The organism is Novosphingobium sp. YAF33 (assembly GCF_052113265.1).
GTDB lineage: Bacteria > Pseudomonadota > Alphaproteobacteria > Sphingomonadales > Sphingomonadaceae > Novosphingobium.
In genome coordinates this window covers 19,983-33,119 of sequence record NZ_JBFRCW010000001.1, presented here as the reverse complement: position 1 = coordinate 33,119, position 13,137 = coordinate 19,983, and the positions used below count along the sequence as shown (strand labels likewise).

The window sequence follows — 13,137 nt, the reverse complement described above, 5'->3', positions numbered from 1 at the left end:
GCTTTCGCTCGGCGCCTGACCTCAGCATCCCGTCGGCGTCACGCGCCCGGCGTAAATGGGCGAGAGCGGGAAGTTCAGCTCCGCCAGGAGCGCCGCGTCGGCATGGCAATACTTCTGCGCGGCCACGAAACTGCGCACCGGCGCGAAGTCGAAAGCCGCATGATCCTGCACCAGAGCGAAGGACTGTATGTGCGTGGTCGCCGCCTCGTAAGGCGAAGTGCCGACATCGCGGCTGGCGATCAGCATATAAAGCGTGGACTTGCCGCGAAAATTCCCGCGCGCGAAGCGGACGGACCGGATCACGTCGTCACCCACATGGGGCATGTCGATGATCTGCTCGCGGCCTTCCAGCGTGGCGGCGATCTCGCCGACCTTTACCAGGAAGATGTGCTGGCCGCGCACTTTGTTGTTCTGCCGCCAGAGCTGCGCGATCGAGCCTTCCTGTCCGGTGCCGGCAATGTCAGGCACGGCGTTGAGGCCGGGGGAGAGTGCAAGGGGCGTCAGCGCGGCCTCCTGTCCGGATGCGGCGGCCGGGCCAGACAGCGCCGAGCAGATGGCGGCGCAGACGGCGACGCAGACTAGCGGGATAAGGCGGAAAGGCAGGTTTCGCATCGTCACTCCTGGCGACCGCGCATCCTCACCGCCGTTCTGCCCGAGCGCCGGAGGTGCGACAAGAGGGCTGGCCGAAAGAGGTATCCGGCCGTGCGAACCACACGATTCGTGCCCTTTCACCGAGAGCAGGACCCGCAAGCGCATGGCTTCGGCAGGGTAGGATCAAGAAAAACGAGCCTGTGGAAATTTCTGTTTTTGCTGGAATTTCCTTGGTTTTCGGGTGGCGGGCAGGGGTGTTTGCGGGCTCTTTCGGGGTCATGGCGCACAAAAATCGGATTGGGCCCTTGCCACCCCCGGAGTCGCCCTATATAGGCGCGCTCCTGCCCCGGGCGCTCTTCGGAACGCCCACCCGGTCGGGGAATAGCTCAGCCTGGTAGAGCACTGTCTTCGGGAGGCAGGGGCCGGAGGTTCGAATCCTCTTTCCCCGACCATTTCACCTTCGGGTGAGGCTTAGAAACCCAGCGGAAACGCTGGGTTTTTTGCTGTCTGGAGTTCGCGTCGGACCCAGGTCTCCCGCAGCGGCGGAGGTCGGGTTCCTCGAAGGAAAACCCGCAAGAGCCTGTCCTCATTATCGAGATTGCCGGTCAATGCTGCACTGCGGGGCAGGCATCCGGGCGCGCTTCGTGTGACCGCCATATTTCAGTTATTGCAACTCATTCGCACATGCGTCATGCACCCCGGAACAAGATTCAGGGTGGAATTCATGACAATCAACAATCGCGAGACCTTTCGTTTTTCCGCGCTTCTCCTGGCAGGCGTGAGCGCCCTGGCGCCGATGGCGGTGCTGGCGCAGGAGGCCGATCCCGCGCCGGAAAGCGCTGCGGAAATTCTCGTTTCCGCGCAGCGCATGAACCAGACCCAGGTCAGCGGCAGCGGCAGCCTCGGCGCGCTGGGGAACAAGGGGGCGGAAGACATTCCGTTCAACTTGCGCGCCTATAACGAGGCACTGATCCTGAATCAGCAGCCCGACACCCTGGGCGAAGTGCTGGAGAACGATCCGACGATCCGCACCACTCTGGGCTTCGGCATTGCCGGGGAAGTGTTCGTCATCCGCGGTTTCGAACTCAATTCGGACGACATCGGTTTCGATGGCCTCTACGGCATCACCCCGCGCCAGCTCGTCGCGCCGGAGCTGTTCTCTTCGGTGCAGGTCATCAATGGTGCCAGCGCCTTCCTGAACGGTGCGGCTCCCGGCGGCAGCGGCATCGGCGGCAGCGTCAACCTGATGCCCAAGAAGGCCGAGCGGGACATGATCCGCGCGACGGTGGGCTATACTTCCGATTCCCACTTCTCGGGCGCCGTGGATGTCGCGCGCCGCTTCGGTGAGAACGGCGAGTGGGGCATTCGCGTCAACGGATCGGCGCGCCGCGGCGACATCGCGATCAAGGACGAGTTCCATTCGAGCTATGTCGTGGGCGCCACGGTCGATTACGACAGCGGCCCGCTGCGTGCCATGTTCAACGTCAACTACCAGCGCCTGCGCCAGTCCAACTGGCGCCCCAAAGTCGCGATCGGCAACGTGATTCCGCGCGTACCGGGCGCCGATGCCAATTATTCCCAGCCCTGGAGCCTCATCCAGACGACGGACTTCTTCGGCACTTTCAGCGCGGAATACGACTTGTCCGACAATGCCATGGTCTACGCCAAGTTCGGCGCGCGCGACGGCAAGGAAGACCAGATCACGGCCGGGATCACCCTGCTTGATCCGGCCACCGGCGCCGCTACGGGCAGTGGTTTCCACGCTCCACGGACGGACAACAACGAGTCGGCCACGAGTGGTTTGCGCGTCAAACTGAACGGCTCCGGCATCAGTCACGAGGTCAATGTAGGCATTGCCGCAAGCTGGCAGGTCAACCGCAACGCTTACGACTCGCTCATGTCCTACAGCACCAATCTTTACGATACGCCGGTTGTGGCCCGTCCGGCATCAGCCTCTTCCGGTGGCGATCTGGACGATCCGTTTCCGATCAGCAGGACCCGCGTGTCCAGCGTCTTTGCATCGGATACGGTTGGATTCTGGGAAGACCGCATTCTGGTCATCGGAGGCCTGCGGCTTCAGCAGATCAAGACGACATCCTACGCCTACAGTGATGGCGCCAAGTCGGGCGGGTATAACAAGGATGCCATCACGCCCGTCGTCGGCATTGTCATCAAGCCTACCGAAGGCCTGTCGCTCTACGGCAACCGCATCGAAGGCCTCGCTCAGGGCGCTGCGGCTGCGAGCCTGATTAACATCAACGGCGTCGATGTGGCCGTGTCCAACGGCGGGCAGGTCCTCCCGCCGGTCAAGTCTGTCCAGTACGAAGTGGGCGGCAAGGTGAACCTGGGCGGCTTCAATGCCGGGCTGGCGGTGTTCCAGATCGACAAGCCGAACAGTTTCTACCGTCCCGATGCGGACAACCTCGGCCTCTATGAATTCGGCAACTTCGGCACGCAGCGGAACCGCGGCATCGAATTCACCATGGACGGCGAGCCGACCGACGGCCTGCGCGTCATAGGCGGCATCACGTACAACGATGCCAAGCTGCGCCGCACCGATGGCGGCGTGGATGAGGGCAATGACGCGGTGGGCGTGCCGGACCTGCTGGCGAACGCCAACGTGGAATGGGACATGCCCTTCCTTCCCGCGCTCACCCTGACCGGACGCGTGGTCTACACCGGCAAGCAGGCGGTGAACCGGGCCAATACGCTGGAGCTGAACGATTGGACGCGCTTCGACCTCGGCGCGCGCTATGTCGCGCTGCTGGGCGGTGACAGGCCGCTGACGCTGCGTTTCAACGTCGATAACGTGGCCAACAAGCGGTACTGGGCCTCCGCCTTTGCCGTGTTCGGCACCCAGCTGCTCCAGGGCGGACCGCGTACCTTCAAGGCCTCGGCCTCGATCGAGTTCTGATCCGCTTCGCGAAGGCGGCCGGACATCGCGACCGGCCGCCTTCGCACCGGCGCCATGCGGAAATACGCGGCGCCGTCTGGACTGCGCCGCCACGGGCGATATGCACGGTGGGATGACATCCCCAGGCGACCGCAAAACCCGCTCCAACCCGCGTGACATCACCAGCCTCGTCGATGCCGCCCGCAGCGTGGCGGCGGCGCGGGGGATCTCGGGCATGAGCCTGCGCACCGTTGCCGAGGAAGCCGAGACTTCGGTCGGTTCGATCAGCTATCGCATCGGCGATCGTGCCGCGCTGATCGCGGCCGTGCTTGACCGGGAGATCGAACTCATGGCCCGCGCGCGGCGGGAATGGGGTGCGCGCGTGGAGGGGCACGATGTGCTCGGCTCGGGGCTGCTGGCCGATCTCGTCTGCGAATGGCTGGACGAGGGCGCGCATGGTCGCCGCACTTCCGCGATCGTCACTTGCGAACTGGCCCTGTTGGCGGCTCGGGAGCCGAGCGCGCTGCCGGCCATCGCCTTGCTGTTCGAAGAGGCCGAGGGGCTCTGGCGCGACATTCTGCCGTCCACTCCGGAGGGCGAGCGGGTGGCGCGCTTCATCGCCTGCTATTGCCTGGATGAGCAGGTCTTCTCGATCGTCCTGTCCGACGAGACCGATTACCGGCTGCTGCGCCATTCCACGGTGCGCGGCATGTTGCGCGGCGGGCAGGGCAGCGGCGACCCGGCCGGGTCGCGGTGGCACATGGCCCTCGTGGAGCGGCTGGCCGTGCCCGCTGCCGCCGCGCTCGACGAGAGCGCGCTGCCGCAGCAGGGAACCAAGAGCACCATCGCCGAGCATATCGCGGACCTGATCGTGGGGCAGGGCGTGGGCGTGCTTTCCCACCGTGCGGTGGCGCAAGTCGCGGGCGTGGCGACGTCAAGCGTGGCCCACCATTTCCCTACCCATCGCGACATTCTCTTCGCGGGGGTCGAGGCGGTCTACTTGCGGCTGCGCGGCCAGATCCGGGACACCGGTGCCAGGCTGGGCAGCGGCGACATCATCCGCCTGACGCATGAGTGCGCGCTTGCGGCGCTGACCGATCCGGGATTTCGGCCCTTCGCCATCGATATGCGCCGTCGCCGCGCCGAAAACGTCCATGCCCAATATGCCGGGTGGCTGGGTGTTCCGGTGGATTCGGACCGTGCGCGGGTCCAGGCGCTGGTCGTGGCCTCGATCGGCAACGGCCTGCGCAGCCTGGCCACGGAAGCGGATTGGTTGCCGGGGCCGGATATGGTCCAGCTTCTCACGAAGGGCGGTACGGGTGTTTTGATATGACGTAAAATATCGAAAAAAAGACAATACGGCTGTCCTGAAAGAGTCATGATGCCGTTCTAGAGGCGCGTCCTGAGACCCACGGTCAACAGGACGGAGCCCCCATGTCTGCTTTCCCGCGCAAGCGTACCATCCACCTTCTCTCGACGATTCTCGCCGGCGCGCTGGCGCCCTGCTGGTCCCTGGCCGCGCATGCCGAAGAGGCGAGCCCGAACGCGGACGATGCCCTTCCCGAAATCACCGTGACGGCCGAGCGCCGCGCCGAAAGCAGCCAGAAAGTGCCACTGGCGATCCAGTCGATCGACGGCGAGGCCTTGGCCAGGACCGGCTACACGTCGGTCACCGATCTTCAGTACACGATGCCCGGCGTGCAGTATGACCCGACCCAGGGTGCGGCTTTCCAGATCCGCGGCGTGGGCAGCACCTCGTTCGACTTCTCGAACGCCAAGTCGGTCAGTGTGGTCGTCGACGACGTGGTGATGGACGGGCAGCGCGCCAACGGCCTGACCGGCCTGGTGGACATCGCCCGCGTCGACGTGCTGATGGGCCCGCAGGGCACGCTGTTCGGCAAGAACGCCACTTCGGGCGTGATCGCGGTGACGACCACCAAGCCGCAGATCGGGGAATGGTCTCTGCGCGGCAGCGCCAGCTTCGGCGAGCATGACGAACGCATCCTCAACAGCACGGTCAACGTCCCGCTCGGCCCGATCGCGGCGCTGCGCGTCTCGGGCTTCGACCAGGCCTTCGACGGCTTCGGCCGCAACGTGACGCTGAACCGCAAGGTCGGCTCGCAGCACGAATATGGCGGCCGCGCACGCCTTTACCTGGAGCCTTCGGACAGCTTCAACCTGACGGTCTCCGGCGACTATGCCTATCACTGGGACAGCAGCGTGCGTACTCCGGTCTCGGGCCAGCCGGCCGAAGTCACGGCGATCCTCAACGAACTGGGCGTTTACCCCGGCCCCCGGAGCGCGGACACGGCGGACTCCTCGTTCGGTGAGATCACCACGGAGGAATGGGGCGCTTCGCTGCGCGCCAATGCCAAGATCGGCGATCACGACCTGACCTCGATCACGGCCTACCGCGTCACCGGCTACGACAATTCGACCCCGGCCAGCCTGACGCCTTACGACCGCTACGCCTATATTCCCTTCAACCTGGGCCAGCTCGATACCGACAAGTTCAGCCAGGAGATCCACCTCGCCTCGCCGACCGGCGGCTTCGTGGAATATCTCGTCGGCGCCTTCTACAACCGCCTTCATGCCCGCCAGACCCAGCTCCAGTGGTCGACCGGCGGCCAGCCGCTCTACAATGCCGCCGGCACGCCGCTGCCCACGCTGATCGCGCTGACCGGCGCCATTGGCGAGGACGGCAATGCCTCGCTGTTCGATGCCGTGAACGAGACCATGGCGGCCTTCGGCCAGCTAAAGTTCAACTTCACGCCGCGCCTCAGCCTGGCGCTGGGCGCGCGCTACACGCATGACAACAATTCGCAGAGCCTGGACTACGTCACCATCAACCCGGTATCGGTCGCGGGCTATACGCCCAACTTCGTGGCCTCCAGCGCCGCGCCGGCCTTCGACTTCGGCCGCGTGAAGGGTGACAACTTCTCGTTCCGCATCGCGCCGCAGTACCAGCTTGCCGACAATGTCATGGTCTATGCCAGCTATTCCACCGGCTACAAGCCGGCCGGCATCGCCTTCGTCGGCAACAAGTACGCGCCTTATGCGGACGAGACGGTCAAGGCCTGGGAAGCGGGTATCAAGTCCGAATGGTTCGGCCGCCGGCTGCGCTTCAACCTCGATGCCTTCCGGTCCGATTTCAAGGACTTCCAGGCGACGATCCTGACGCAGATCCCGGACGGTTCGGGGGGCCTGATCAACGCCACGGTGATCGGCAATGCCGGTGGCCTGCGCACCCAGGGCATCGAAGGCAGCCTGGTCGTGCAGCCCATGCGCGGCCTGCAGCTTTCCGGCGCGGTGACGTATACCGACGCCAAGTTCACCGACTACGTCTACAACGCGACGACCAACTACACCGGCACGCGCCTGACCAACTCGCCCGAATGGTCGGGCACCGCTTCGATCGACTACGACCACGAATTCGGCTCGGGCATGGGGCTGCGCGCTCACGCGGACTATGCCTATCGCAGCGAGTACTGGACCGTCGTCGGCCAGCCTGCCTATTCGAACGTGCCGGGATATGGCCTCGTCAATGGCCGGGTCAGCGTCACCCTGCCGAACAGCCGCGTGGAAGTGGGCGTCTATGCCCGGAACCTCTTCGACAAGTACTTCTCCACCGGCTGGCAGCAGTACGGCGTGCTGGGCCTGCTCCACTACACCTCTCCCAATGCCCGGCGCACGGTGGGCGGCTTCGTCAACTTCGACTTCTGACGCCAACCCGGCAAGCAGACCTGTCCCGCCGCCACTCACATGGCGGCGGGAATTCCTTGCACCTTCCATCACGGACCATGCCATGACTACACGGCGAATGCTTCTTGTCGGTGCGCCGACGACTCTCCTGGCCGCGCCATCCGCATTGGCGCAGGCGCTCGATCCCGGCAGGGCACGGGGGGCGGATCTCGGCTCCCTCGAACAGCTGATGGCGCAGACCCTGCAGGGCGAGCTGGGCGACGAGGCCACCGCGCGCCAGCTCGCATCGCATATTGCCGACGCCGGATTTCGCTGGGAATATCCGAGCTTTCCCGTGCGCGAGGCAGAGAGCGTCGTCGCTTACAGCTTCGGCTACCGCTCGGCCACGGGCAAGGTCGATCCCAGGACCGGCCTTTCGGACGGCGAGGAAACGCCCGAGCCGGGTCCGATCAACGCCATGCTGGCCGATGCCGTTCATGCCATCAGGCAAGTGCGGGACGTGCCTGTCTACGCGCAGTGGGAGATCGCGCAGATCCTGGCCGAGAAGTACCGGATGAAGGATGTCTTCGCGATCTTTCCGGTGAAGGGCGCGGATGGGCGCAAGACCTACCTCAGCACGGACGGAGTGGCCCAGGCCGCCGTCGCCCGGGCGGGTACGGCGCAGGCTCTGGGCAAAGTGGCCGTCGTGGGCCACCGCGACCATGTGAAGCGCTGCATCCTGGTGTCGCGCAAGAACGGCATGACCGCCGCCGCCGCCGCGCGCGAAGTGCCGCTGCCCGTGCACTACGATCCCCGCTCCGTGCAGCCCTGGACACGCGGCCGCGAAGTCTATCTGCTGAGCGACGTGATCGCCCAGCTGACGATGGCGCAGGCCCGGCTCATCACCGAAGCCTCGTGAACTCCCGCTACCGAACGCACCCGATGACCGGCAGCATTTTCGCTGCTCCGGTCATCGGGCGTTGGTCTCTTGAAAAACCACGCCTATTCAACGGCATGTGTGCCATAGCTGAAAACCGACGGCAGAGGAGGCCGCTCGGGCTCGAAGTCGTCGCAGACAGCGCCGCAACAGATTCGCAGGCCCGGACGAACAGCTAAGGCCGCTCCCTCGCAGCGCTGCGGCAAATTTGCCCGTGAACTCAGCCGATTGCTTTGTGTATTGACGGCGAGGGATCACCACCGCGCCGGGTTCTATATTGCGCGCCTTCAACAAGACATGATGCCCCGAGCCACCCTGTAGACAACGGTTCGTCGCACGGCGCGCCCGAATTACCTGCACAACCACCCGGCATGCCGGGGGTGTTCATGCGCCCGCAAGGTTAATCTGAACACCCAGAAGATCCATAGCGTTCAGGTGAGGCTCCGTGCCGCATATCATACGAAGCTAAAGGGACGGGCTTCGACAGCCGAGGGCGCATTTTGGCCCCGCCGGCAGTCGGACGAAAAGCTGCTGTACGCAGGCCCGATTGGTCGAGTTTGAAGGAGTAGCGCGATGTCTATCATGTCCAAAAGCCCCAAAGTTCTCTTGCTGCTCGCCACGCTGACCGGCGCTGCCTCGGTCAGCCTGTCTGTCCAGGCGCAGGAACAGGAACCGCCTGCGGCCGACGTTTCGGCAACCGTTTACGGCGATCGCCCGGTTGACGTGGGCGAAATGACCGAAGGCCCCGAAGTAAAGGGCATCATTTCCGCGCGCAGCGGCGCCCGCATGCAGGTGACCAGCGCGGATGGCGCCAATTCGGTCATCACCATCAACGATGCCACCAAGATCAAGGCCAGCGGCGGCTTCCTCGGCATGGCGAGCAACAAGCTGCCCGCCACCCAGCTGCTCAACGGCCTGCCGGTGACGGTGAAGACGATGCAGTCGGGCGCGGGTCTGGTCGCCAGCCAGATCAATCTTCAGAACAAGGATCTGAAGACCGCCTCGATGATCCATAACGGCACCGACCAGCGCTTTGCCGAGCAGACGGCTGCCACCGAAGCCCTGCGCGGCCGCATGGGCGATATCGACCAGTACAACGTCAAGAGCACGACCAACGTGAACTTCGACACCGGCAAGGCCGTCCTGTCGCCCCAGGCGCAGCAGGAGCTTTGCGCAGCCGCCAGCTCGGCCGAGGGCATGGATAACGCGCTGCTGCTGGTCGTCGGCTACACCGACTCCACGGGCAGCCCCGATTTCAACCAGGCTCTCAGCGAGAAGCGCGCGGGCAAGGTCGTCAACTACCTGCAGCAGGCTTGCGGCTGGAAGCCCTATCGCATGCTGACGCCGACCGGCATGTCCGAAGCCGATCCCCTGGCGGACAACACCACTGCCGAAGGCAAGGCCCAGAACCGCCGCGTTGCGGTGAACATCCTGGTCAGCAAGGGCCTCGACGGCCTGTAAGGAAAACGGGGCGGGCATGTCCCGCCCCGCTGGTCCAGGTTCGGCGAACGGCATGTTCGACTCTCAAGTCGCAGCCACTCGCCGGATCCTGCAAGCCCCGTGCTTCCGATCATGCGGAAGCACGGGTTTTTTGCGCTCAGCCTATCAGAAACGATAGCCCAGGGTCGCCATGACGTTGCGCGGCGCGCCCACGAAGCAGTCGCCACGCGCCAGGCAGGAGGCGAAGTACTTGTTGTTGAGCAGGTTCGTCGCGTTGAGCGCGAGGCGCCAGCTATCCCAGTTGATCTCCGCCAGAGCGTCGACGGTGGTGCGCGAAGGCGTGACGACCGAATAGAGCGAACCGGCAGGAATGACGCTGGGGTTCAGGCCGTAAGGGTCCATCAGTCCGGTCGAAATGCTCTTGCCGCTGTAGACCACGCCGGCGCCGAGGCGCAGCTGGGCGTCGTCGGTGACGCCGAAGGTCTTGGTTGACCATACCGATGCCGTGTGGCGGGGCATATAGTCGAGGCTGCTGTTCACTTCGGATTTGAGCTGGTTGTAACCGTAGTTCACCAGCAGTTCGAAGTTGCCCGGCAGGGTATGGCTGGCTTCGAATTCCACGCCCTTCGTGGTCAGTTCGCCGGACTGGTCGATGGCCGAGCCGGGGCCATAGATGACGCGGTTGCGCTGCTTGATGTGGAAGGCCGTGATCGTCACGAGCGTGCTCGGCTCCGGCTGCCATTTCACGCCCGCTTCGAACTGCTTGCCGGTCTGGGGCTTGAAGGGCGCGCCGGGCGTGCCGGTGCTGTCGGCCAGCGTCCCGGCCAGCGGCAGGAAGCTTTCCGTATAGCTGAAGAAGGGTGAGAAACCGGCGCCGATCTCGCCGATGATCCCGGCGCGGAATGTCGTGGCGTTGTCTTCGGTTCCTGCGGACGACGTCACGTGGTCGCGGCGGGCGCCCACCACGACGGAGACGCGGTCGTAGAAGCGGATCTGATCCTGAACGTAGACGCCAAGCTGCTTCTGGCTGACATTGGCGAAGGGCCCGGTGGGCTCGTAGGTCAGCAAGGCATCGTAGTCGATGTCGTAGAGATCGACCACTTCGTTGCCGCCGGCATTGCGCTTGCCGACCTTGTTCCAGCTGTAGTCGAGGCCGACCAGCAGCTTGTGTTCGATGTTGGCGCCGGTGTTGAAGGTGAACTGCAGGTTGTTGTCGGTCGAGAAGACGTTCATCCGCGCGTCGCTGGCATCGGCGGTCAGGCCGATGGTGCGGCCATCAGTGCCATAGACCGAGTACGGATCGAGCGGATAGGAATAGCTGTCGGCGTAGTGCGTCTTGTATTCGAGGTCGCTGTCGATGTAGCGGGCCTTGACGCTGAGGCGGACAGCGTCGGAAAACTTGTGAGTGATCGCGCCGCCGCCCTGCAGCGTGCGGCCAGCGTAGCGATCCCAGCCCGCCTTGCCCACGAAAGTATATCGACCCAGGCGGCCGGTGGGGTTCGCCGGGTTGGGGCTGAACGTGCCGACGATGGGCAGGAACTGCGAAGTCGATCCGGTATCGTCCTCCTGGTAGAGGCCGGTCAGCACGATGTCCGTGTCGGGGGTGGGCTGCCAGCGGATCGACGGGGCGAACATCACGCGGTCGTCGGGGACGTGATCGACGTAAGTATCGGCATCGCGCACACGGCCGACGGCGCGGATCGCCAGGTTGTCCGCCAGGGCCAGGTTGATGTCGCCCATGGCTTCCTTGCGGTCGAAGCTGCCGTAGACGAGGTTCACTTCACCGCCGGTCTTGAACTCAGGGGTCTTGGAGACCAGGTTCACGAGGCCGCCGATCGAGCCCTGGCCGAACAGCACCGATGCCGGGCCGCGCACGATTTCCACGCGGGAGAAGTTGTAGGGATCGGCGGTGATGCTGGCGTAATAGCTGAAGATGTCGCGCATGCCGTCGCGGAACTGCAGCGCATCGATGCCGCGGATGTTGAAGCCGTCCACGCGGGTATCGCGGCCGTAGGGATTGGCCAGGACGCCGGCGGCATATTTCACCGTGTCGCTGATCGAGATGGCGCCCTGCGAGGTGAACGTGTCGGACGTGATGACGGTCAGCGGCTGCGGGACCTGGATCAGCGGCGTTTCCGTCTTGGTACCGGTAACGCCGGCCGTGACGACTATGCTGCCATCTTCCACGCCGGTTTCGCCAGCAACGCTCGGGGCCTGATCCTCTGCACGGGCAGTGGCGGCGGTCGATACGGCAAGGAGCGCAACGCCACAAAGGGCGAGCGAGCGGGCGGATTTCATAGACTTTCCCTCATGCAAGTCATTCTCAATAACTGCGCCGTTAACGCTAATAGGAATGACTATCAATGCGCGAGGATCATTCGCCGGAAACTGTGTCCCGGATGCAACAGTGGAGGGAAGGCCGCCTTGTTCCTTTCCTTCTTTCCGCAAGCCTCGCCGCTATTTTCCTTGGCGTCGGCATTGGGCTAGGCTCCCCGGCATGACCGAGACACTGACCGCCGATTCTGCCTCTCACTCCGGCCCTGACTCCGGCCCCGATACTGGCGCCGCCCCGAAGGCCGCGCGCCACTGGGAGTGGCAATACCTCGATCTCATGCGCCGCATCTGGGAGGAGGGCGACGAGCGCGTGGATCGCACCGGCGTCGGCACGCGCTCGGTTTTCGGCGCGACCGTGCGGTTCGACTTGTCCGGCGGGGCGATGCCGCTGCTCACCACCAAGCGGGTCTACTGGAAGACGGCCACCCGCGAACTGCTCTGGTTCCTGACCGGAGAGACCAATATCCGCCCGCTCTGCGCACAAGGCGTGGAAATCTGGACCGACTGGCCCTTGGACCGCTATCGCCGCGAAACCGGCGAGGCGATCGCGCGCGCCGATTTCTCGCGCCGCATCGTCGAGGATGCGGCCTTTGCCGCGGAATGGGGCGATCTCGGCCCGGTCTATGGCAAACAATGGGTCGACTGGCCGGTCTACGAGGATGCGGGCGAGGGCCTGTTCCGCAAGCGTGCGGACGGCGTGAACCAGGTGGCGCAAGTGGTGGAGAGCCTGACGGCCAATCCCGGCAGCCGCCGCCACATCATCGAGGGCTGGAACGTCGCCGAACTCGATGCCATGGCCCTGCCGCCCTGCCACAAGACCTACCAGTTCCACGTAGCCAATGGCCGGCTCTCCTGCGCGCTCTACCAGCGAAGCTGCGACCTGGGCCTGGGCTTCGCCTTCAACATGTGGTCCCTGGCGCTCCTGACGCGGATGTTCGCACAGCAATGCAACCTTGAGCCGGGCGAAGCCGTTTGGATGGGCGGCGATGTCCATCTCTACCTCAATCACGCGGCGCTGGTCGAAGAGCAGCTTTCGCGGGTCCCGCAAGGAGAGGCCCATTTGGAGATCGCCCGCAAGCCCGATTCGATCTTCGATTACCGCATCGAGGATTTCGTGGTTTCGGGCTACGCGCCGCAGGCCCACATCGCCGCTCCCGTGGCGGTTTGAGGCTGGTTTCGATGCCTCTCACTATGGATTGACATTGCTGGAGGTTGAAATAATATGACCTGACCGTGGAATTTTGAAACGCGCCAGGTTCGT

8 protein-coding genes and 1 tRNA gene are annotated in these 13,137 nt (G+C 64.5%); 7 read left to right on the top strand and 2 right to left on the bottom strand.

Features of this window, described 5'->3' with window-relative positions:
* Positions 1–21: 21 nt before the first annotated feature.
* A complete protein-coding gene (locus AB4Z00_RS00160; RefSeq protein ID WP_442044276.1) occupies positions 22–612 on the bottom strand; it encodes a hypothetical protein in 591 nt (196 codons plus the stop codon).
* A 354-nt stretch (positions 613–966) separates the two neighbouring features.
* Between AB4Z00_RS00160 and AB4Z00_RS00155 the strand changes: the two genes are divergently transcribed.
* From AB4Z00_RS00155 to AB4Z00_RS00130, 6 genes are all read left to right on the top strand, one after another.
* Positions 967–1,043 (top strand) — tRNA-Pro (locus AB4Z00_RS00155).
* Positions 1,044–1,315: 272 nt separating this feature from the next.
* Entirely contained in the window at positions 1,316–3,505 is a 2,190-nt protein-coding gene (locus AB4Z00_RS00150; protein WP_442044274.1) for a TonB-dependent receptor, read from the top strand.
* Between the two features lie 112 nt (positions 3,506–3,617).
* Complete coding sequence (locus tag AB4Z00_RS00145) at positions 3,618–4,817, top strand: TetR family transcriptional regulator (RefSeq protein WP_442044272.1); 1,200 nt, start codon at positions 3,618–3,620, stop codon at positions 4,815–4,817.
* 101 nt (positions 4,818–4,918) lie between these two features.
* Entirely contained in the window at positions 4,919–7,207 is a 2,289-nt protein-coding gene (locus AB4Z00_RS00140) for a TonB-dependent receptor (RefSeq protein ID WP_442044270.1), read from the top strand.
* 82 nt (positions 7,208–7,289) lie between these two features.
* Positions 7,290–8,084, top strand: coding sequence for a hypothetical protein (locus AB4Z00_RS00135; RefSeq protein WP_442044268.1), 795 nt, complete (start codon positions 7,290–7,292; stop codon positions 8,082–8,084).
* A 591-nt stretch (positions 8,085–8,675) separates the two neighbouring features.
* Positions 8,676–9,563 (top strand): OmpA family protein, encoded by an 888-nt coding sequence (locus AB4Z00_RS00130; protein ID WP_442044266.1) that lies wholly within the window; start codon positions 8,676–8,678, stop codon positions 9,561–9,563.
* 144 nt (positions 9,564–9,707) lie between these two features.
* Here the strand turns inward: AB4Z00_RS00130 and AB4Z00_RS00125 are convergent, their stop codons facing one another.
* Complete coding sequence (locus tag AB4Z00_RS00125) at positions 9,708–11,840, bottom strand: TonB-dependent siderophore receptor (RefSeq protein WP_442044264.1); 2,133 nt, start codon at positions 11,838–11,840, stop codon at positions 9,708–9,710.
* A gap of 199 nt (positions 11,841–12,039) precedes the next feature.
* Between AB4Z00_RS00125 and thyA the strand changes: the two genes are divergently transcribed.
* Positions 12,040–13,044: a thymidylate synthase gene (gene thyA, locus AB4Z00_RS00120; RefSeq protein WP_442044262.1), complete on the top strand. Its 1,005-nt coding sequence runs from the start codon at positions 12,040–12,042 to the stop codon at positions 13,042–13,044.
* Positions 13,045–13,137 lie beyond the last annotated feature (93 nt).

What these genes read in the sequence shown, in the direction of transcription:
- AB4Z00_RS00160 (WP_442044276.1), bottom strand. Translation starts at nt 612, where the DNA reads ATGCGAAACCTGCCTTTCCGCCTTATCCCGCTAGTCTGCGTCGCCGTC.
- AB4Z00_RS00150 (WP_442044274.1), top strand. Translation starts at nt 1,316, where the DNA reads ATGACAATCAACAATCGCGAGACCTTTCGTTTTTCCGCGCTTCTCCTG.
- AB4Z00_RS00145 (WP_442044272.1), top strand. Translation starts at nt 3,618, where the DNA reads ATGACATCCCCAGGCGACCGCAAAACCCGCTCCAACCCGCGTGACATC.
- AB4Z00_RS00140 (WP_442044270.1), top strand. Translation starts at nt 4,919, where the DNA reads ATGTCTGCTTTCCCGCGCAAGCGTACCATCCACCTTCTCTCGACGATT.
- AB4Z00_RS00135 (WP_442044268.1), top strand. Translation starts at nt 7,290, where the DNA reads ATGACTACACGGCGAATGCTTCTTGTCGGTGCGCCGACGACTCTCCTG.
- AB4Z00_RS00130 (WP_442044266.1), top strand. Translation starts at nt 8,676, where the DNA reads ATGTCTATCATGTCCAAAAGCCCCAAAGTTCTCTTGCTGCTCGCCACG.
- AB4Z00_RS00125 (WP_442044264.1), bottom strand. Translation starts at nt 11,840, where the DNA reads ATGAAATCCGCCCGCTCGCTCGCCCTTTGTGGCGTTGCGCTCCTTGCC.
- thyA (WP_442044262.1), top strand. Translation starts at nt 12,040, where the DNA reads ATGACCGAGACACTGACCGCCGATTCTGCCTCTCACTCCGGCCCTGAC.